Here is a 19621-nt window from a genome sequence, read left to right as displayed (position 1 = left end):
TTTTAGCATAGCCATTTTTCTCTGCCAAAAGATTAGGTTTTCCCCCATTTTAGTTTCTTTTTAGGTAACTGCACATTTTAGTTACCATCTTTCATTCCCTTCATATGATATAGCAACCATTAGAAAATTGAATCCTTTGGAACCGAGAAACTCTTTAGAGGGAGGGAATTATTATGAAACAAGTGGCGACACCTTGGAAAAAGAAAAAAGAGGAAAATCAGCGCGCGGTATTGCGGATGGAAATCGACTATGAACTGGCAGTTTTGTTTGAAGCAATCCAAGAGAGTGATAAGGAAAAAATGAAGAAAACGAAATCTAAATTAGAGCAACTTAGAAAAGAAATGTTAAGTCTAGAGGTTTAGTGGCAACAGCTACTTTGACGAACCTGTATGAGGTTCGTTTTTCTGTGCGACCTATTACTTGATTTTACCCTTTTGTTTCAGTAAGCTAAAACATACATAATTTGATTATACATATGGTATCAGTTGCACTGAATTTCGTAGCAGAAGGGCAGGAGAATACATGAATTGGACTGAAATTGATGAGAATGCAAAAAAGTGGACGAGAGAAGCGGGAGAACGTATTCGAACTTCTTTCAGCAAGGAATTGATGATACATACTAAATCCTCTCCTGATGATCTGGTAACTAATATTGACCGGGAAACGGAACAATTTTTTATAGAACAAATTAGAAAAACATATCCAGAACACCAAATACTCGGAGAAGAAGGATTTGGAGATAAATTGGATAAACTCGATGGGACGGTGTGGATCATTGATCCTATTGATGGAACAATGAACTTTGTCCATCAGCAACGTAATTTTGCCATATCCGTTGCCGTCTATGAAGATGGTGTTGGAAAGATTGGTCTAATTTATGATGTGGTTCTAGATGAGCTATACCATGCAAGAGCAGGTGAAGGTGCATATTTGAACGATATTAAACTTCCACCATTGGAAGAGGTGGCAGTAGAGAGAGCAGTTATTGGTTTAAATGCCACATGGATTACGGATAATAAGCGGATAGATCCCACTATCTTGGCTCCACTTGTTAAGAAAGTTAGAGGGACGAGATCGTATGGATCAGCAGCTCTTGAAATGGCGTATGTAGCAACAGGGCGAATTGATGCATATATTACTTTGAGACTTTCCCCTTGGGATTTTGCAGCGGGACTAATACTTGTAAACGAGCTCGGTGGTAAAGTGACCACACTTCACGGTGAACCGCTTAACTTGCTTGGGCAAAACAGTGTCTTTGTATGTAAGCCAGGGTTGCATGAAGTAATTAGCAAGGATTACTTGTTTAAATTGAAGAAATAAATGAAACCCACGACCGTGATAAGGTCGTGGGTTTCATCGGCTTTTATTAAGTTATTGTAGGAACATATTGACAATTTTATAATTGGCCATTTTCACGCATTTTTCTTTTTGTTTTGAATCCAAGTCCCATTACCACACCAAATAATACAAACGCCCCAACGATCCCAAGCGTGTTTCTTTCTCCAATTGCGATGCCGACCATGCCTAAAGAAACCGCTGCCAAAACAGCATAAAGCATGAAAATCCACTTAATATCCTTCATAAAATCAACTCCTTTGGATAACGCTAAATACATATAACATATATTTTACATAAGTCTCTTTCTCTTTTCTACCATGTTTGTGGTATAATACTAAAGTTATTAAGTTGTATAATTAGGGAGATGAAATAGTGAACATCCGCAATGATATTAGAAACATCGCAATTATCGCTCACGTAGACCATGGTAAAACAACGTTAGTGGACAAATTGCTACATCAAGCTGGTACGTTTAGAACGAACGAGCAGGTAGCAGAACGTGCCATGGATTCCAATGATTTAGAAAGAGAACGTGGGATTACTATATTAGCTAAAAATACGGCAATTAACTATAAAGATACGCGCATTAACATCATGGACACACCAGGACATGCCGACTTTGGTGGAGAAGTGGAACGTATTATGAAAATGGTTGATGGAGTACTTTTAGTAGTAGATGCTTATGAAGGCTGTATGCCTCAGACTCGCTTTGTTTTGAAAAAAGCGTTAGAGCAAAAGTTAACACCAATCGTAGTTGTTAACAAAATTGACCGTGACTTTGCTCGACCAACGGAAGTGGTCGACGAAGTAATCGATTTATTTATCGAGTTAGGTGCCAACGAAGAACAACTAGAATTCCCAGTTGTTTATGCATCTGCGATTAACGGTACAGCAAGTACTGATCCTGAAAAACAAGATGAAAACATGGAAGCAATCTATGAGTCCATTGTAGAGCATATCCCAGCTCCAGTTGATAACAGTAATGAGCCGCTTCAATTCCAAGTAGCGCTTCTTGACTACAACGACTATGTGGGACGTATCGGGGTTGGACGTATTTTCCGCGGAACGATGAAAGTTGGCCAACAAGTTGCTCTAATGAAACTTGACGGATCTGTTAAACAATTCCGTGTTACCAAGCTATTCGGTTTCATCGGTTTAAAACGTGTGGAAATTGAAGAGGCAAAAGCTGGAGATCTTGTTGCCGTTTCCGGAATGGAAGACATTAACGTTGGGGAAACTGTTTGTCCGGTTGATCATCAGGATGCACTTCCTATCCTTCGTATTGACGAGCCGACCTTGCAAATGACTTTCTTGGTAAACAACAGTCCGTTTGCTGGTAAAGAAGGAAAGTTTGTAACTTCTCGTAAAATTGAAGAGCGTTTAGAAGCTCAGTTGGAGACAGATGTAAGTTTACGTGTTGATCCTACTGATTCTCCAGATGCATGGGTTGTTTCAGGACGTGGAGAGCTTCACCTTTCCATCCTAATTGAGAACATGCGCCGTGAAGGCTTTGAACTTCAAGTTTCAAAACCTGAAGTTATCATCAAAAATATTGATGGTGTTAAATCTGAGCCAGTTGAGCGTGTACAAATTGATGTACCGGAAGACTACACTGGTTCCATCATGGAATCTATTGGTGCGCGTAAAGGTGAAATGGTAGACATGATCAACAACGGTAACGGTCAAGTTCGTCTAATCTTCATGGTACCTTCTCGTGGATTGATTGGGTATACGACGGAATTCCTTTCCTTAACTCGTGGTTACGGAATCATCAACCACACTTTTGACAGCTACCAGCCTATGGCAGCAGGTCAAGTAGGTGGACGTCGCCAAGGTGTTCTTGTTTCTATGGAATCAGGTAAAGCATCTACTTATGGTATCATGGGTATTGAAGACCGCGGAGTGATCTTTGTTGAGCCTGGAACTGAGGTTTACGAAGGTATGATCGTGGGAGAGCATAACCGTGAAAATGACCTTGTCGTAAACGTTTGTAAGATGAAGCAAGCGACTAACGTTCGTTCTGCAACAAAAGATCAAACAGTTAGTATGAAAAAACCTCGTCTTATGACATTAGAGGAGTCTTTAGAATACTTGAACGATGATGAGTACTGTGAGATTACTCCACAATCCATCCGTTTACGTAAAAAGCTTCTTGATAAAAACGAACGTGAAAGAGCAGCGAAAAAGAAAAAGTACGCTGAAGCATAAAAATTAGAAGCGGGGATGCAGGGGAGCTGAAAGAGGACCTTTGTCATCCCTTTTTCTAAATAATATCTATTTAATAATGTTAGAAATGGGGAAAAGGCAATGGATGTAACACAAAGATTATCCTTTTTTGCTAGTCTATACCGTGTTGATGAAAACGCGGATTTAGGCATGTGGCTGTTGTATTTTACCATTTTAGGATTGTCCATCTTAGTTTATAAGCTTGGATTCGCCTTGAAATTGCCAGTATTAAAGTCAGTAGTTATTTATTTGTTTCTGGCTTTAGGAAGTACAGTACTTACGTTTCTAGGGATCTTTCTTCCTGTTGGAGAAGGTTTAGTAGTGGCAGCTTTGATATTGATCATCTATAAAATCCGACTTCATCGTTCCAAGCAAGCGGAAAGTTCGGAATCATAGGGGGCAGTATAAATGAGGTCTCTACAAGACACGCTCTATAATTGGCTGACCATCAAAGTGGTAGCAGATGCAAGGCCAGAGGATAAATCTGCACAAGATACCAAGGAGCTGTTTGAAGGAATTCTCCTTGATGATCATAAGCTCACAAACATCGTAGTCTCTAAAGAAGAGCCTATGTATTACGTGGAATATGATCAAGATCAAGAACGACATAAAGTAAGATTTCCAATTGAGCTGATTGACGTGATGCTAGAGCAAATTGAAAATGAACCTGATAAGTACCATAATTATGAATAAAAAAGGATAGCTCCTTCCTGAGTGATTGTCACTTGCGAAGGATCTATCCTTTTTGGGTTGTAGTTTTATAGAAAATAGGAAGAAATACTGCAAACGCCAAATGTCCGATGGACCATAGAAGGATCGCAACAGCATCAGTAGGTGCAGGGGTTTCTTTTATAGCCAATATCGTTAATGGAAAATACAGCAGGATGGTAGGTAAGGTAATAGCGATAGCGACAAGATACTGCCTTCTTTTATCAACCAGATGGAAGTGTTCAATAATAAAAGAAAACATAATCCCAATAAGAACAGCAACAATCAAGTGAAGGGAAAATTCAGTCAGTTCCGAAAGACTTGCATCTTTGAAACCGGGAATGAAATCTACGTTTAACAAAAGTACATATACCTTTTTTCCGGATAGGACTTCAAGTGCTTTAATGAACAAGCCCATCAGTATCCCGCTTATTAAACCTGTAAAAGCGCCTCTTTGTATCAAGGTCTACCACTCATCCTGATTTTGTTTTTGCTCATACAGCTTGAAATTACCTGTAGCTTTTCTCTCGTTTGTTCTTTTTTCAATTCTTTCACTGCATTCATCGCACATATATGTATGTATTGGTCGATTGCGAAGCCTTTTCGCAACTAATGTTTCGTCATTGATGCTTTCAATTTTATCACAAATTACGCACTTGACTCTCATGGTTCACCTCTTTATTCAATCTTACTCTTTAGTATAGCATAAAGGGTGAAAATTAAGAATTAATTGCTAAGAAGAGCTTTATCGCGAGTATTGTCAGCTTACTGATTCTTTCTATGGAAATGCCGATATGGTAAGATAAATAAAAATACACTGGGGGGTTGGACAATGCCTAACCTTGTAGAAAATGTTCTTGTGGAACCACTTATAGAAGCACTGCAAAAAGAAACCTTGGTAACAATCAGTACTGTAGACCATGAAACAGGCGGACCGAATCTCAGTGCCATTTCTTGGCTTTATGCTCCAGATGAAAAGTCCATTCTACTTGCTGTTAAAGCGGAATCACGCATTGTAAAGAATGTGTTACATAATAGCGAGCTAGTAGTAAACCTGATGGCCAATGATTCTGTTTATGCCATTCATACGAAAGCAACTGTAAAAGTAGAGAAAATGGAAGATGTTCCATTAAAGTTGGCTTTGTTGTCTCTGGATGTAAAAACAGTAAGGGATGTTATGTTCTACGGCGCTAAAATAAGCGTGGAGCCGAAATTTGAGAAGACATATGACGTGGATGCTGCAAAGAAATTAGATTATCAGGTGTTTACAGCGTTACGAAATTATGGATAAGAGCGGGTGATTGGATTGAACCAGGTGAAAGCCTGGTTTTTTTGAAGGGAGAAAGAAGTTGTTGTTGTCGTTGACGAATTATAGGATATTGTGTCGATTTCTTGATATATTCCGTTTTTTCTTGATATATCTTAAGAATTATTGATATATCTTAAAATTTATTGATACATCCCAGAATTTATTGATATATTGATTATTTCCTTGATATCGCATGCAACTCGGTACCTCCATTGCATAAAAAAACTGCCCCGAAGCGGATTTCCACCGCTTGGGACAGTCACCAATGTAATTTTATTGCAAATGTATAGTCCTAGTCCTGCTTTACTTCCTTATATCGTTCTTCGTCCTTTAGGTTATTGGACTGATTTTGTTGTTTCTGTTCAAGCTGCTTTTCTTGATCCTTTGAAAGTTTGGAGTTATTTTGCTCCGTTGGATTTGGGGCTACTGGTTCTTTAAGGTCAATTGGAATTTCCGGCATAACCCTGCCAACAATCTCTGCCAACTCTTCCATCACACCTGTAATAGGTCGTCCATTTTGAATGTCTCGTCCCATTTCCTGCAAGCGAACAAAGGAGTCTGCATCTGCAAGAATGACGGCTGTAGCTCCATAAGGGTCACTCTTTAAGCTCTCTGCAACCGAATATTTAATAGTGCTGACTCTTTCGCGATCCAAATCGGAGTTTACATCGATACCCACTACTGCATATGGACCAAGTACAACGGCCGTAGCATCATTTACATTTGGCACTCTTGTTGCAAGCTCCACCAGATGAGCGGACACTTCCTGCCCAGTTTTTCTATCCACCTGCACATCCGCAGAATCTTTGACATGAATAATTTGAGAGTTTTCATCTTCGCTGGAAATATTTCTGGTTTGATTGTTCATACAACCAGTAAGAGACATTGTAACGATTGCGGTCACTAATAAATATCTTTTCACCTATTTCACTCCTTCTTTAGGATGATTCCATTTTCATCTGTCTTGATTTTATTGTTTATTTGTTCTTCTATCTTTATTCATTCCGACATATATTTTAACAACGGTCCGTCCCTCTTTTATGGTCAAGTAGTAACACACTAATTGTATTGGGGCCATATAATGAAAGGGAGGATGCCTTGATTCACTCCAGAAAGACAATAGAAGGGCTGAGAGTAGGAGGCGGCAGGTTGGGTAAAATTTATGTGTTGGATACAAATGTATTGTTACAGGATCCATATGCAATCTATTCCTTTGCGGATAATGAAGTAGTGATACCGGCGGTGGTATTGGAAGAAGTGGATTCGAAAAAAAGATATATGGATGAAATAGGAAGGAATGCCAGGCAAGTATCAAAGATAATCGATTCTTTGAGAGCTACAGGAAAACTTCATGAAAAAATACCTTTGCACAACGGCGGAGCGCTTCGGATTGAATTAAATCATAGAAGTTTTCATCAGCTGCAGGAAATATTTGTAGAAAAGACAAATGATAATAGGATTCTTGCAGTGGCGAAAAATCTTTCGTTGGAAGAACAGACAAAAGAAAATGGACGTACCGTCATATTGGTGAGTAAGGATGCCTTGGTGCGCGTCAAGGCCGATGCGATCGGGTTAATTTCTGAGGACTTTTTAAATGATCGTGTAGTAGAAGTGGATCATATTTACAAAGGGTTCCTTGAGATTTATGTTCCAACAGATACCCTAAACACGTTTTATGTAAAAGGTGAAATTAGTGCCGCAGAATTAGCCAATCATCCATTTTATGCCAATCAATTCATTATCATGAAAGATGCATTGGGGGGGTCGGCTTCAGCGGTTGGTATTATTGACTCTACAGGTAAGAAAGTCAAAAAACTTGTATTTGATCAAGACCATATCTGGGGGATCCGACCACGAAATGTACAACAAACAATGGCGTTTGAAATGTTATTGCGGTCAGACATTCCACTAGTTACACTGACGGGTAAGGCAGGAACGGGAAAAACTCTCTTGGCGTTAGCTGCAGGACTAATGCAGACGGAGGATTTAAACCGTTATAAAAAACTGCTAGTGGCACGACCTATTGTACCTGTTGGCAAAGACATCGGCTTTTTACCTGGTGAAAAAGAGGAAAAATTAAGGCCGTGGATGCAACCGATCTATGACAACTTGGAATATCTATTTAATACTAAAAAACCAGGAGAACTTGACGCTATCCTGGCTGGTATGGGGTCCATTGAAGTGGAAGCCTTGACGTACATCAGGGGCAGAAGCATTCCGGAACAATTCATTATTATTGATGAAGCACAGAACCTTACGAAGCATGAGGTGAAAACCATTTTAACCAGGGTAGGGGAGCGGAGTAAAATAGTTTTAATGGGGGATCCAGAGCAAATTGACCATCCTTATTTGGATGAGTATAACAATGGGTTAACTTATGTGGTGGAGCGTTTTAAGGATCAGAAGTTGGCTGGGCATGTGAAGCTTGTAAAAGGGGAACGGTCCATGCTTGCAAAGCTTGCTGCAGACCTATTATAGAATATAGGGGATTGTTAAAAAACGCTGTTGATTTCCGCAAATGGCTTTGCTTTCCTAGGGGCGGTGCTCGAGCCTCCTCGCTACGCTGCGGGGTCTCAAGCTACCGCTTTCTCCCTCAGAAGTCTTCAGCTTTTGCTCCAATAAACAGCTGGAGATCCTGAAAACCTACATTTCACTTTTACAGACTAAAAAAGCGCCGCCGTAACGTTTGTCACGGCGGCGCTTTGGGGAAATCCCGTCTTATTTTACGATGATTTTATGTACACCTGTAAGTGGTTCTGCATGATTGGAACCATCCTCTAAATAAATGTGGACAGGTCCGTTTTCTTTTAGTGGTTTGCCATTTTTAGAAAAGGCAAGAATGATCTCTTGAGCAGTAGGGATGTCTACCTCGAGTTCACTATCTTCTCCAACAAACACGACTTTTGATGAGTCTGGTTGTGGCTCTGCATTGTGGAGAAATGGACCGAACTTGATACCGAATGTACCGTTCAGTAGTTTTTCCTTTTCAAATCTACGTTCTGATTTCAAGGTTGGAGGGTAAATGGCACCTTCTCTAATTTCACGTTCCCAATGTTTCGAGACTGCTTTTGTGTATTCTTCAAGCTCATCTGTTTTTTCTCGTTTATCTTCTATAAAATATGTATCCAAATCTATTCTGCGATCATCGAAAATCCAGACACCCGGATCAAGCGTTATTGAAAAGTTAACTTTACCTTCTATTCTGATGATATTTTCCATGTTGTCCCCCTCATTTGTAATCCTTTTCATTATTATATAACTTGTATGTTTTTTTGTCATGTTATCGGGGAATCTATTGGTAGATTATCTTGAAAAATAGAAAGGGAGAGGTGCACTTGGCATGCAAGAGAGAGGAAGATCTTCAGTCATTAGTGGAAGAAGCCAAGAAGGTAGCTTTTGAAGGGAAAGTGGCAAACTACATACCGGCATTACAAAAGGAAAATCCAGAGCATTTGTCATGTGCTATTGTATATCCCGATGGAAACTGCATATCTGCAGGTGATATTGATAAACGATTTACGTTACAAAGTATATCGAAAATTATTACCCTTGCACTTGTTTTAATGGATTATGGACCTGAACATGTTTTCCATAGAGTAGGAATGGAGCCAACAGGTGATCCCTTTAACTCTATTATCAAATTAGAAACATCCTCAAAAGCTAAACCGCTGAACCCCATGATTAATGCAGGTGCCCTTGCCGTCACTTCCATGATGAAAGGCAGTAATGCAGAAGATAAAGTAGAATATATATTGGATTTTGTCCGGAAGCTTACCAATGAACCGGAGATTGATTTTTGTGAAGAAGTAGCCATCTCAGAATTCACTACATCTTTTCTGAACAGGTCCCTTTGTTTTTATATGAAGAATGATGGTGTCATACATGGCAACGTCGAGGAGATTATGGAAGTATATACGAAACATTGTGCGATTCGGTTAAATTGTCTTCAGATGGCAAGGATGGGTGCTGTTTTTGCAATGGATGGAATTAATCCGTTGACGAACGAAAGGGTGATACCAAAGGAAGTAGCGCGGATCTGTAAAACATTTATGGTGACTTGCGGTATGTATAACGCCTCCGGAGAGTTTGCCATTAAAATTGGTATCCCGGCAAAAAGTGGCGTATCGGGAGGAATTATGGGAGCTGTACCCGGTCGAATGGGAATTGGAATTTTCGGACCGCCATTAAATGAAGTCGGTAACAGCCACACAGGCCTAAAATTACTAGAATTACTACAAGATCAATATGATTTAAGCATGTTTTAATATTCAGTTATAGTAAATGCGCGTATCCTCCTTGCAATTTTTTAAAAATAACGATAAAATTTATAGATAAGATAGGTAATTGTACGTAAACGGAGGGATCGATATTGGCATCAGATATCGTGGTCGATCATCGTGATAAAGCTATTACGCTTTTAAAAGCTGATTCAGATAAAATTTTAAAGCTGATTCAAGTCCAAATGGACAACTTAACCATGCCCCAATGTCCACTCTACGAAGAAGTGTTGGACACGCAAATGTTCGGACTTTCTCGAGAAATGGATTTTGCTGTTCGGCTTGGATTGATTTCTGAAAAAGAGGGGAAAGACATCCTTTCTAAATTGGAAAAGGAGCTTTCGGCACTTTACGAAGCATGGGAAAGAAATTAATACTAGTAACGCTCAATCATGCGATAAATGCTGATTGAGCGTTTTTATTAAATTACAATAAAAAATGTCCTTAAATTCAGCATTAATCTCATTTTTTCTACATAATTAGTAAGGATTGTACCGAAAAAGAGGAAAGTTATCGAAAAATAATGTATAATGGCTTTTATAATTGATAAAATATTCTAAACTTTTCCACGTGAGAAGTAGCTACTAGGGGGAGACAATATGACGAGAAAAATAAACAAGGTTCTTGTTGCGAACCGCGGCGAGATTGCAATTCGTGTTTTTCGAGCTTGTACAGAACTAAACATTCGCACAGTTGCTATTTACTCAAATGAGGATATCGGCTCATTCCATCGCTATAAAGCAGATGAAGCATATCTTGTAGGAGAAGGTAAAAAACCGATTGATGCTTACCTTGACATCGATGGAATCATTGAAATTGCAAAAGCGAATGACGTAGATGCGATTCATCCTGGATATGGTTTTCTTTCAGAGAACATTCATTTTGCTAGAAAATGTGAAGAAGAAGGCATTATTTTTATTGGGCCAACCTCCAAGCATTTGGATATGTTCGGGGACAAAGTAAAAGCGAGAACACAAGCCCAGCTTGCCAATATTCCTGTCATACCGGGTACAGATGGTCCGGTCCACTCGTTGGATGAAGTGATGGACTTTGCTGCAACGTACGGCTACCCGTTAATGATCAAGGCTGCACTTGGTGGCGGAGGTCGTGGTATGCGCATCGTCCGCAGCAAATCCGAATTGCGTGAGTCGTTTGATCGTGCAAAATCAGAGGCAAAAGCGGCATTTGGAAATGATGATGTGTATGTAGAAAAATTAATTGAAAACCCAAAACATATTGAAGTTCAGATCCTTGGGGATCAACACGGAGAAATCATTCATTTGTTTGAGCGTGATTGTTCCATTCAACGACGTCATCAAAAAGTCGTAGAGATCGCACCGAGTGTTTCTCTTTCTGAGGACTTGCGTCAACGAATTTGTAACGCTGCAGTAGAATTGATGGAAAATGTGGATTACATTAATGCAGGTACCGTTGAGTTTCTGGTTGCAGGAGAAGAATTCTATTTCATAGAAGTTAACCCTCGTGTGCAAGTTGAGCACACCATCACAGAAATGGTAACGGGTGTTGACATCGTACAGTCCCAAATCATGATTGCAGAAGGACATGCCTTACATAGCAGTAAACTTGGTATTCCAAAGCAGGAAGACATCCGAGTTCACGGGTTTGCCATTCAGTCCCGTGTAACAACGGAAGATCCATTAAATGGTTTTATGCCGGATACAGGTAAGATCATGGCATACCGTTCTGGTGGAGGATTTGGAGTTCGTTTGGATGCAGGGAATGGCTATCAAGGAGCAGTCATCACGCCGTATTATGACTCCTTACTTGTAAAGCTGTCCACATGGGCTTTAACATTTGAACATGCAGCTTCTAAAATGGAGCGAAACCTGAAAGAATTCCGAATTCGTGGAATCAAAACAAATATTCCGTTCCTAGAAAACGTGGTAAAGCATCCAAAATTCATGAATGGGCAATATGATACATCATTCATTGATACAACACCTGAGCTTTTTGTCTTCCCAAAACGTAAAGACCGTGGTACTAAAATGCTCACCTATATTGGAAATGTAACGGTCAACGGATTCCCAGGTGTGGAAAAAAGGAAAAAACCAATCTTCACTAATCCTAGAATGCCGGAAGTCACCCATATTGGTGAGGTACCAAGTGGTACAAAGCAAATTTTGGACGAGCGTGGAGCTGACGGGTTGGTTAAATGGGTGACAGATCAGAAGGAAGTGTTATTGACTGACACTACCTTTAGGGATGCGCATCAGTCTTTATTAGCAACAAGAGTCCGTACGAATGATTTAAAACAGATTGCCGAGCCAACAGCTAAGTTGCTGCCAAATCTTTTCTCGATGGAAATGTGGGGGGGAGCGACGTTTGATGTGGCATACAGATTTTTAAGTGAAAATCCTTGGGACCGTCTGTTGACATTGCGCGAAAAGGCGCCGAATGTTCTTTTCCAAATGTTACTTAGAGCATCCAATGCGGTAGGGTATAAGAACTATCCAGACAACTTAATAAAGGAGTTCGTAGAGAAATCTGCATATGCTGGAATTGATGTATTCCGGATCTTTGATAGTTTGAACTGGGTCAAAGGGATGACGTTGGCTATTGATGCCGTTCGAGACTCTGGAAAATTGGCAGAGGCAGCTATCTGTTACACAGGAGATATCAATGATCCAAGCAGAACGAAATATGACCTGCAATATTATTGTGATATGGCAAAAGAATTGGAAAGAAGCGGAGCTCATATTCTTGCTATCAAGGATATGGCGGGCCTATTAAAGCCGCAGTCAGCTTATCGTTTAATATCCACTTTGAAGGAAACAGTGGACATTCCGATCCACCTTCATACTCATGATACTAGCGGAAACGGAATCTATATGTATGCAAAAGCAATTGAAGCAGGCGTTGATATTGTGGATGTGGCGATTAGTTCCATGGCAGGTCTGACTTCACAGCCAAGTGCTAATTCCCTATATTATGCACTAGAAGAAACAGATAGAAAACCGGATGTATCTGTTAAAGCGTTAGAACAGCTTTCTCATTACTGGGAAGATGTTCGTAAATACTACAGTGATTTTGAAAGTGGCATGAACAGCCCGCACTCCGAGGTATATATGCACGAAATGCCTGGAGGACAATATAGTAATCTTCAACAACAAGCAAAAGCGGTAGGACTTGGAGCTCGATGGGAAGAAGTAAAACAAATGTACCGTCGCGTGAACGATATGTTTGGTGATATTGTCAAAGTAACACCGTCATCTAAGGTAGTTGGTGATATGGCGTTATTTATGGTTCAAAACAACCTATCAGAACAAGATGTACTGGAAAAAGGAGAAACGATCGACTTTCCTGATTCTGTTATCGAATTGTTTGAAGGATATTTGGGACAACCGCATGGAGGATTCCCAGAAGATCTGCAAAGAGTCATCCTAAAAGGAAAATCGCCTATTACAATCCGTCCAGGCGAGCTATTGGATGATGTCGACTTTGAAGAGGTCCGCAAAAAATTGTTTGAAACATTGAATCGCCAAGTAACGAGTCATGAGATGATTGCTTATGCACTTTATCCAAAAGTGTTCTTAGATTACCAAAAGAAGTATGAACAGTATGGAAATGTATCCGTTCTTGATACACCGACATTTTTCTTCGGCATGAGGCTCGGAGAAGAAATCCAAGTGGAAATCGAGCAAGGAAAAACATTAATGGTCAAGCTTGTCTCCATAGGAGAACCTCAAAGGGATGGCAATAGGGTCGTGTACTTTGAGTTGAACGGACAACCTCGTGAAGTATACATTAAAGATGAAAATGTTAAATCCGATGTGGTAACAAAACCTAAAATGGATGGAACTAATCCTACCCATATCGGAGCTACTATGCCTGGAACAGTTATCAAGGTATTGGTGGAAAAAGGGGAGAAGGTTTCCAAAGGAGATCACCTGATGATTACGGAAGCCATGAAAATGGAAACAACCGTACAAGCTCCATTCAGCGGTACTGTTAAGCAGATACATGTAGCAGCTGGAGAGGGAATTGCAACCGGAGACTTATTAATTGAAGTGGATAAAGTTTAATTAAACTTTCCTATTAAAAGAAACTGAGAGTGATGGTCCATCATTCTCAGTTTCTTTTTTTAATAGATAAGAAAGTATATAATCCAGTTGATTTCCGTTCCAGGCGCTTCGCTTGCCTGCGGGCGGTCCGTGAGCCTCCTCGGGCTTGCGCCTTCGGGGGTCTCACCTGTCCCTTCCTCCCGCGGGCGTCTGCGCGCCTTCCACTCCAATCAACAAGGTAACTTCATTTATTTAAAGGGTAAAGGAAAAGTATCTAAACGAGTTAACTGAATTTCTAGCTGTGTATTGGAGCAAAAGGCGAAGACTCCTGAGGGAGATAGTGCTAGGTGGAGACCCCGCAGGCGAAGGCGAGGGAGGCTCACGTCAGCCCCTAGGAAAGCGAAGCCATTTGCGGAAATCAACAGCGGAGTGTATCCAAGTAACGAAAAATGGCCGGTCGGTTTTTCCACTACTATATGAATGTAACCCATCCAAACTTTTATTAGGTTAGCTTTGTATCTATAATGGTGAGTGAGGTGACTAACTTATGACTTTATCAGTAATGTGGTTTCGCAGGGATTTTCGCTTGCAGGATAACACTGCTTTATACCACGCGGTAAAGGAAGCACAACAAAGAAAAGAGCCTTTACTGTTCATCTACCATTTAGATCCGGTATTCACTAAAAATAATACACCCAATCACCGCTACTTCTTTGCTGCATTGGATCTGTTTGTTAAAAGGTGTGAAAAGCTTGGAATATATATTCATATAATAGAGGGAACTTGGCAGGAAGCCTTCTCTCATATTTTAGAACATTTCCCTGAAATATCGTCATTATACTACAACCAGGATGAAGTTGGTGCTGGTCAAAAACGGGATGAAGAAATAGACAAGTTCTTTTTACAGAAGGGAATGAAGGTTTCTTCCTATATCGACTACACGATTCACGGTGCTAGGGAAGTGAAAAAGGCGGACGATTCTATTTACAAAGTTTTTACTCCGTATTTCAAAAAGTGGATTGCTCAGCCAAAAAGAGATCCATACGTTTTAACAGAGGAAGACCTATTCCTAGAGAGTGTTAGAGAGGATTCATTGTACTCTAAAGGTCAAAAAGTTTTATCGAACCTACCAATGTTTTTAGATCAAAACTCTGTTCCGCATGAAGAAGCAGCAAGGAGATTGCTAAAGGTATTCTTACAAAAGAAAATAGATCAATATGATCGATTCAGGGATGTACCCTCTGCAGAAGCGACATCAAGGTTATCCGTCCATCTGAGGACAGGAACAATTTCCGCTAGAACCGTTTTATATCACATTCAAGAAAAACAGCAAACATCCTATAGCACAGGAATGGATACATTTATAAAAGAATTGGCATGGAGAGACTTTTACAATATGATCTATCATCACTACCCGGAAAGTAAATTAAATGAAATAGATGATAAATATCGGCAACTCAAATGGAATGACAATTCAAATCTTTTGGGGAAATGGAAAGAAGGGAAAACAGGGTATCCAATTGTCGATGCAGGCATGAGACAATTGAGAGAAGAAGGCTGGATGCATAACCGTATTAGAATGATCACAGCTTCTTTTCTTACCAAAGACCTGTTGATGGATTGGAGATTGGGAGAAAGGTACTTTGAGGAGATGTTGCATGATTATGATGAGGCATCCAATATTGGGGGCTGGCAATGGGCATCGTCAGTAGGAACGGATGCAGTACCATATTTTCGTGTTTTTAATCCAATGACACAGTCGAACCGGTTTGATTCTAAAGGGGAGTATATAAAAAAGTATCTTCCAGAGCTAGCTGGGGTTTCGGAGAAGTTCATTCATGAGCCATGGAAAATGAGTGAGAATGATCAAAGGAAAGCAGGTTGTGTGATAGGCAAAGATTATCCAAGCCCTGTGGTAGACCATACCATTCAAAGAAAAAAAGCAATTCAAATGTTTCAAGAATTAAAGTAACTTCGTATAAAAAACGAGTGGGCCATATTAAGCCCACTCGTTTTTTACATCGATTTAGTTGTTTGGTTGTTTAATTTAACCTTATTGGTTTTATTACGCGTTACTAGCATTAAGAAATAGCTTAAAACCCCGAATAAACAAGAGATAATTAAAGCGTGTAATAATGCTACAAAGATATTTAGCTTCGTAACCACAATTAATGCTCCGGTCGTAGCTTGAGAAAGTACAAGAATGGAGCATATAATCCAGCCGGTTTTTATGACAGGCTGGTGTTTGTATTTCTTAATGGCAAGGACTGTAACATAAACAATCCAAACAACAATTAGTCCGGCTGCCGCTCGGTGTCCCATTTGAATCCATTCATGCATCTGAGTGGGAAGACCCAGTCCGTTCCGTGTACAGCTAGGCCAACTTGGGCATGCTAAGCTTGCGCCAACATGTCGCACTAATGCACCGCTATACACAACTAGATAGCAATAAACAATAATACCGATAATATGAAACGACATCTTTCGGTCCACTATCAGAGTTTCAGCATCAAACTTCTTATCTACTTCAAAAATAAGTAAAGTAAGAAGGAAGACGGACGCAAATGAAATGAGGGAAATTCCAAAGTGGAGTGCAAGTACTGCAGAAGATTGTCCCCACATTACAGCTGCTGCTCCAATTAGCGCTTGTAAAATTAATACCATAAAGGATAAAAGTGCTAAAAATTTTGTCTCCCGTTTATGGCCAATTGCCCTCCAAGCCCATATTGCCAGAGTCAAAACCATAAGTGCAGCTAATCCTGAAACAACGCGATGACTAAGCTCTACAATGAGGGCGAAGTCAATATTACTTGGTATAAGCTCGCCGTGACAGAGAGGCCAAGATCTTCCGCAACCCATTCCAGAACCAGTTTTTGTAACAAGTGCTCCCCCGATCAAAACAAAAAGCATGATAATAGACGTGCAAACGGCGAACCACTTTAACAATTTATTCACTAGATTCACCTTCTCAGAAAGAATTTGTATCTCCCTTATATTAAAAAAGAAACAGAAATGGTAAAATAATAAACGTCCTCCCAATACTACACAATCTTACGGTAATTGACAATATCCTCATGCAGTTATCAATCAGGAAATTATTATCGTGAAAAAGGTTGAATAATGGTGTGGAGTTTGCTAGTAATATATAAGGGAAGTTTGTAATAAGCTTCTTCACTTTTGTGAAAAGCTTCGACAAATCCTATTATATACCGTTTTATAAAGCACGGGTCGGATTCTCTTTAGGTGACACAAATTAGTCATATTTTCTTCAAATATAATTCACAAAGTATTTAGCAAATATGATTTAATATACAGAGAGAATGTTGCCGAGCACTTGTTGCTCAATTTGTGCATGAATACCGCATTTTACTGCGGTAGTGAAAACGCATTCACATGCTCGTTTGTTTTACACATTACAAATGATTGCATGAAAGGTTCAAAGGAGGAATATAAATGGCAAATTTGAGGACTTTGGACCAAGCGCCTGCGTCATTATCAGATGAACGTCCTCAAGGTATGGAAGTTGCTCCTTCAAAATGGAAAGACTTCTTAGCGCTAATTAAAATTGGAATAGTGAATTCCAATTTCATCACTACGTTTACCGGCCTCTGGTTAGCTATATACTTTACCCAGACTGATGGTTTTATTGCTAATTTGGATATCGTACTTCTGACTATGATAGGATCTTCACTGGTTGTTGCAGGTTCTTGTAGTTTAAATAACTATATTGACAGAGATATTGATCATCTAATGTCTAGAACCAAGAATCGTCCTACCGTAACCGGAAGAATGAATCCTAAAGGTGCACTATATCTAGGGTTGTTTCTTACTGCAGTAGGAACTATTATTCTTGGTTTTACAACAATTACAGCAGCTGTAATTGGACTTATCGGGGCTTTCACCTATGTGGTTTTATATACAATGTGGTCAAAAAGGAAAAATACGCTTAACACGGTAATTGGAAGTGTTTCAGGTGCAGTTCCCCCGCTTATTGGCTGGGCTGCAGTAGACCCGAGTCTATCATTGATTGCCTGGATATTATTCTTCATTATGTTTGTATGGCAAATTCCACATTTCCTTGCCATTGCAATCCGAAGATGTGAGGAATACAGAAATGCCGGCATTCCAATGCTTCCTGTTGTTCATGGCTTTGATATAACTAGAAGACAAATGCTTGTGTGGGTTGCCTGTTTGTTACCGCTACCTTTCTGGTTGTTTGACCTTGGAATGGGATTAATCGTATTAGCGACACTGTTGAACTTAGGCTGGCTTGCTCTTAGTATTGCTGGTTTTAAAATGAAAGATGGAATGAAGTGGGCAACATTGATGTTTGTCTACTCATTAAATTATCTGACTATCTTATTTGTTTCCATGATCATTGTTACTATTTTTTAAGATCAAGGTATAAGAGTGCATGACAGCTATTGCTTATAAAGGGTAGCTGTCTGTTTTCACGCGAAACACCTCAAAATTTAAGGGTGAAATTACATAACCTGTGGTATAGTAAACAATGGGTGCAAATTTTGTCCTTTTGAGGTAAAACGTGTATAGCTAATTTGGCAAAACCTGTTGGCTCTATAATTTGTGATTAGATTCTTTCTCAAAGCTTTGAAGGAATTTATCAATACATTCTACTTCACTCACTAAATATGAAAGAGGGGTTTGATTAGGCTATGAAGAAATGGCTACCTAATTGGCGTATAGTATCACTTTTCAGTGTAATGGCGCTATTCTTAGCAGGCTGTGGTAAACCATTCTTATCTACACTTCAGCCAGTAGGTGAAGTGGCAGATATGCAAAAATCACTGATTTTGTTAAGCTCAGCAATTATGATTCTTGTAGTAGTTGTGGTTTCTATTATCTTCGTTTACGTTGTAGTTAAGTTCCGTCAGCGTAAAGGCGATAAAGAAATTATTCCAAAGCAAGTGGAAGGAAGCCACAAACTTGAAATCACCTGGACTGTTATTCCGATTTTATTACTTTTAATCCTAGCAGTTCCAACTGTCTCTTACACTTTTCACCTTGCTGATGTCAGCGAAATGGATAAGGAAGAGACTGATGCACTTGTAGTAAATGTTACTGCACACTTGTACTGGTGGGAGTTTGAATACCCAGAGTATGGAGTAGTAACGAGTCAAGACCTATATGTACCTACAGATGAAAATGTTTACTTCAACTTGGAAGCAAGTCAAGTAAAGCACTCCTTCTGGATTCCTTCTGCGGGAGGAAAAATGGATACAAACACAGACAACACAAACCGTTTCTGGTTAAACTTTGATTCAAAGCGTGTTGGCCAAGCTGAAAACTTATTCCACGGCAAATGTGCCGAGCTATGCGGACCTTCACATGCATTGATGGATTTCAAAGTGAAGACGATGCCTCGAGAAGAGTTTGATCAGTGGATTGAAACAATGCAAGGCAAAGAACATGGAGCAGAAACTGATCTTGCGCAAGCTGGAGAAGAAATCTTTAACCAAAGCTGTATCACGTGTCACGCTGTTGGAGCGGATGCACAAAGTGACGCTGGGGTTGCACCTAACTTAACAAACTTCGGGGACCGCACTAAGATTGCTGGTATTTTAGATCATACTCCAGGAAACTTGGAAAAATGGTTAAAAGATCCTGAAGAAGTTAAACCGGCTAACTTGATGACAGGTACTTACGGTAACTTGGAACAAGAAGAAATTGACGCTCTTGTTGAATACTTAATGTCATTAAAAGTGGACGAAGAATAGATTTCA

The 19621-nt window shown here is 39.8% G+C and carries 19 protein-coding genes; 13 read left to right on the top strand and 6 right to left on the bottom strand.

The window, feature by feature from the left end:
- The first annotated feature begins 173 nt into the window (after nucleotides 1-173).
- A complete protein-coding gene (locus tag FZC76_RS02330; protein ID WP_010192786.1) occupies nucleotides 174-362 on the top strand; it encodes a hypothetical protein in 189 nt (62 codons plus the stop codon).
- A 160-nt stretch (nucleotides 363-522) separates the two neighbouring features.
- Nucleotides 523-1320, top strand: a complete 798-nt coding sequence (locus tag FZC76_RS02325; protein WP_148986658.1) for an inositol monophosphatase family protein — start codon at nucleotides 523-525, stop codon at nucleotides 1318-1320.
- Nucleotides 1321-1396: 76 nt separating this feature from the next.
- Here the strand turns inward: FZC76_RS02325 and FZC76_RS02320 are convergent, their stop codons facing one another.
- On the bottom strand, nucleotides 1397-1582 hold the full coding sequence (locus FZC76_RS02320) for a YlaF family protein (RefSeq protein WP_010192789.1): 186 nt from the start codon (nucleotides 1580-1582) through the stop codon (nucleotides 1397-1399).
- A gap of 128 nt (nucleotides 1583-1710) precedes the next feature.
- Here FZC76_RS02320 and typA point away from each other — a divergent pair, with 128 nt between their 5' ends.
- The 3 genes from typA (at nucleotide 1711) to FZC76_RS02305 (ending at nucleotide 4257) form a co-directional block, all read left to right on the top strand.
- Nucleotides 1711-3546 carry a translational GTPase TypA gene (gene typA, locus FZC76_RS02315; RefSeq protein WP_148986657.1) on the top strand — a complete coding sequence of 612 codons (1836 nt, stop codon included), beginning with the start codon at nucleotides 1711-1713 and terminating at the stop codon, nucleotides 3544-3546.
- 99 nt (nucleotides 3547-3645) lie between these two features.
- Entirely contained in the window at nucleotides 3646-3960 is a 315-nt protein-coding gene (locus FZC76_RS02310; protein WP_148986656.1) for a YlaH-like family protein, read from the top strand.
- A 12-nt stretch (nucleotides 3961-3972) separates the two neighbouring features.
- Entirely contained in the window at nucleotides 3973-4257 is a 285-nt protein-coding gene (locus FZC76_RS02305) for a hypothetical protein (protein ID WP_148986655.1), read from the top strand.
- Between the two features lie 43 nt (nucleotides 4258-4300).
- On the opposite strand, the gene FZC76_RS02300 is transcribed toward FZC76_RS02305, so the two are convergent.
- Entirely contained in the window at nucleotides 4301-4735 is a 435-nt protein-coding gene (locus FZC76_RS02300; RefSeq protein WP_148986654.1) for a hypothetical protein, read from the bottom strand.
- Between the two features lie 3 nt (nucleotides 4736-4738).
- Nucleotides 4739-4939, bottom strand: a complete 201-nt coding sequence (locus FZC76_RS02295; RefSeq protein ID WP_064101248.1) for a YlaI family protein — start codon at nucleotides 4937-4939, stop codon at nucleotides 4739-4741.
- A 165-nt stretch (nucleotides 4940-5104) separates the two neighbouring features.
- Here FZC76_RS02295 and FZC76_RS02290 point away from each other — a divergent pair, with 165 nt between their 5' ends.
- A complete protein-coding gene (locus FZC76_RS02290) occupies nucleotides 5105-5563 on the top strand; it encodes a pyridoxamine 5'-phosphate oxidase family protein (protein WP_148986653.1) in 459 nt (152 codons plus the stop codon).
- Between the two features lie 310 nt (nucleotides 5564-5873).
- On the opposite strand, the gene FZC76_RS02285 is transcribed toward FZC76_RS02290, so the two are convergent.
- Nucleotides 5874-6503: a YhcN/YlaJ family sporulation lipoprotein gene (locus FZC76_RS02285; RefSeq protein ID WP_148986652.1), complete on the bottom strand. Its 630-nt coding sequence runs from the start codon at nucleotides 6501-6503 to the stop codon at nucleotides 5874-5876.
- 227 nt (nucleotides 6504-6730) lie between these two features.
- Here FZC76_RS02285 and FZC76_RS02280 point away from each other — a divergent pair, with 227 nt between their 5' ends.
- Nucleotides 6731-8059 (top strand): PhoH family protein, encoded by a 1329-nt coding sequence (locus FZC76_RS02280; protein ID WP_148986651.1) that lies wholly within the window; start codon nucleotides 6731-6733, stop codon nucleotides 8057-8059.
- A 240-nt stretch (nucleotides 8060-8299) separates the two neighbouring features.
- Here FZC76_RS02280 and FZC76_RS02275 read toward each other — a convergent pair whose 3' ends face one another.
- Complete coding sequence (locus FZC76_RS02275) at nucleotides 8300-8800, bottom strand: peptidyl-prolyl cis-trans isomerase (protein WP_148986650.1); 501 nt, start codon at nucleotides 8798-8800, stop codon at nucleotides 8300-8302.
- A gap of 116 nt (nucleotides 8801-8916) precedes the next feature.
- On the opposite strand from FZC76_RS02275, the gene glsA reads away from it, so the two are divergent.
- From glsA to FZC76_RS02255, 4 genes are all read left to right on the top strand, one after another.
- Complete coding sequence (gene glsA, locus FZC76_RS02270) at nucleotides 8917-9846, top strand: glutaminase A (protein ID WP_148986649.1); 930 nt, start codon at nucleotides 8917-8919, stop codon at nucleotides 9844-9846.
- A 104-nt stretch (nucleotides 9847-9950) separates the two neighbouring features.
- Entirely contained in the window at nucleotides 9951-10232 is a 282-nt protein-coding gene (locus FZC76_RS02265; protein ID WP_010192813.1) for a YlaN family protein, read from the top strand.
- Nucleotides 10233-10457: 225 nt separating this feature from the next.
- Nucleotides 10458-13901, top strand: coding sequence for a pyruvate carboxylase (gene pyc, locus FZC76_RS02260; RefSeq protein WP_148986648.1), 3444 nt, complete (start codon nucleotides 10458-10460; stop codon nucleotides 13899-13901).
- Between the two features lie 526 nt (nucleotides 13902-14427).
- Nucleotides 14428-15852: a cryptochrome/photolyase family protein gene (locus FZC76_RS02255; RefSeq protein WP_148986647.1), complete on the top strand. Its 1425-nt coding sequence runs from the start codon at nucleotides 14428-14430 to the stop codon at nucleotides 15850-15852.
- Between the two features lie 44 nt (nucleotides 15853-15896).
- Here FZC76_RS02255 and FZC76_RS02250 read toward each other — a convergent pair whose 3' ends face one another.
- Entirely contained in the window at nucleotides 15897-16835 is a 939-nt protein-coding gene (locus FZC76_RS02250; protein WP_148986646.1) for a COX15/CtaA family protein, read from the bottom strand.
- A 498-nt stretch (nucleotides 16836-17333) separates the two neighbouring features.
- On the opposite strand from FZC76_RS02250, the gene cyoE reads away from it, so the two are divergent.
- Complete coding sequence (gene cyoE / locus FZC76_RS02245; protein WP_392396803.1) at nucleotides 17334-18275, top strand: heme o synthase; 942 nt, start codon at nucleotides 17334-17336, stop codon at nucleotides 18273-18275.
- 278 nt (nucleotides 18276-18553) lie between these two features.
- The gene (coxB, locus tag FZC76_RS02240) at nucleotides 18554-19615 is read left to right on the top strand and encodes a cytochrome c oxidase subunit II (protein WP_148986645.1); all 1062 of its coding nucleotides are present in this window, start codon (nucleotides 18554-18556) and stop codon (nucleotides 19613-19615) included.
- Nucleotides 19616-19621: the final 6 nt, after the last annotated feature.

Origin of the sequence: Sutcliffiella horikoshii, assembly GCF_008180725.1 — a bacterium.
In the GTDB taxonomy this organism is placed as follows: Bacteria; Bacillota; Bacilli; order Bacillales; family Bacillaceae_I; genus Sutcliffiella_A; species Sutcliffiella_A horikoshii_B.
Note: the sequence above shows the minus strand (reverse complement) of the source record. Positions and strands in the feature narration are given on the sequence as shown.

Coding starts and splice junctions, on each gene's coding strand:
- FZC76_RS02330 (WP_010192786.1), top strand. CDS start 174: ATGAAACAAGTGGCGACACCTTGGAAAAAGAAAAAAGAGGAAAATCAG.
- FZC76_RS02325 (WP_148986658.1), top strand. CDS start 523: ATGAATTGGACTGAAATTGATGAGAATGCAAAAAAGTGGACGAGAGAA.
- FZC76_RS02320 (WP_010192789.1), bottom strand. CDS start 1,582: ATGAAGGATATTAAGTGGATTTTCATGCTTTATGCTGTTTTGGCAGCG.
- FZC76_RS02310 (WP_148986656.1), top strand. CDS start 3,646: ATGGATGTAACACAAAGATTATCCTTTTTTGCTAGTCTATACCGTGTT.
- FZC76_RS02305 (WP_148986655.1), top strand. CDS start 3,973: ATGAGGTCTCTACAAGACACGCTCTATAATTGGCTGACCATCAAAGTG.
- FZC76_RS02295 (WP_064101248.1), bottom strand. CDS start 4,939: ATGAGAGTCAAGTGCGTAATTTGTGATAAAATTGAAAGCATCAATGAC.
- FZC76_RS02290 (WP_148986653.1), top strand. CDS start 5,105: ATGCCTAACCTTGTAGAAAATGTTCTTGTGGAACCACTTATAGAAGCA.
- FZC76_RS02275 (WP_148986650.1), bottom strand. CDS start 8,800: ATGGAAAATATCATCAGAATAGAAGGTAAAGTTAACTTTTCAATAACG.
- pyc (WP_148986648.1), top strand. CDS start 10,458: ATGACGAGAAAAATAAACAAGGTTCTTGTTGCGAACCGCGGCGAGATT.
- FZC76_RS02255 (WP_148986647.1), top strand. CDS start 14,428: ATGACTTTATCAGTAATGTGGTTTCGCAGGGATTTTCGCTTGCAGGAT.
- cyoE (WP_392396803.1), top strand. CDS start 17,334: ATGGCAAATTTGAGGACTTTGGACCAAGCGCCTGCGTCATTATCAGAT.
- coxB (WP_148986645.1), top strand. CDS start 18,554: ATGAAGAAATGGCTACCTAATTGGCGTATAGTATCACTTTTCAGTGTA.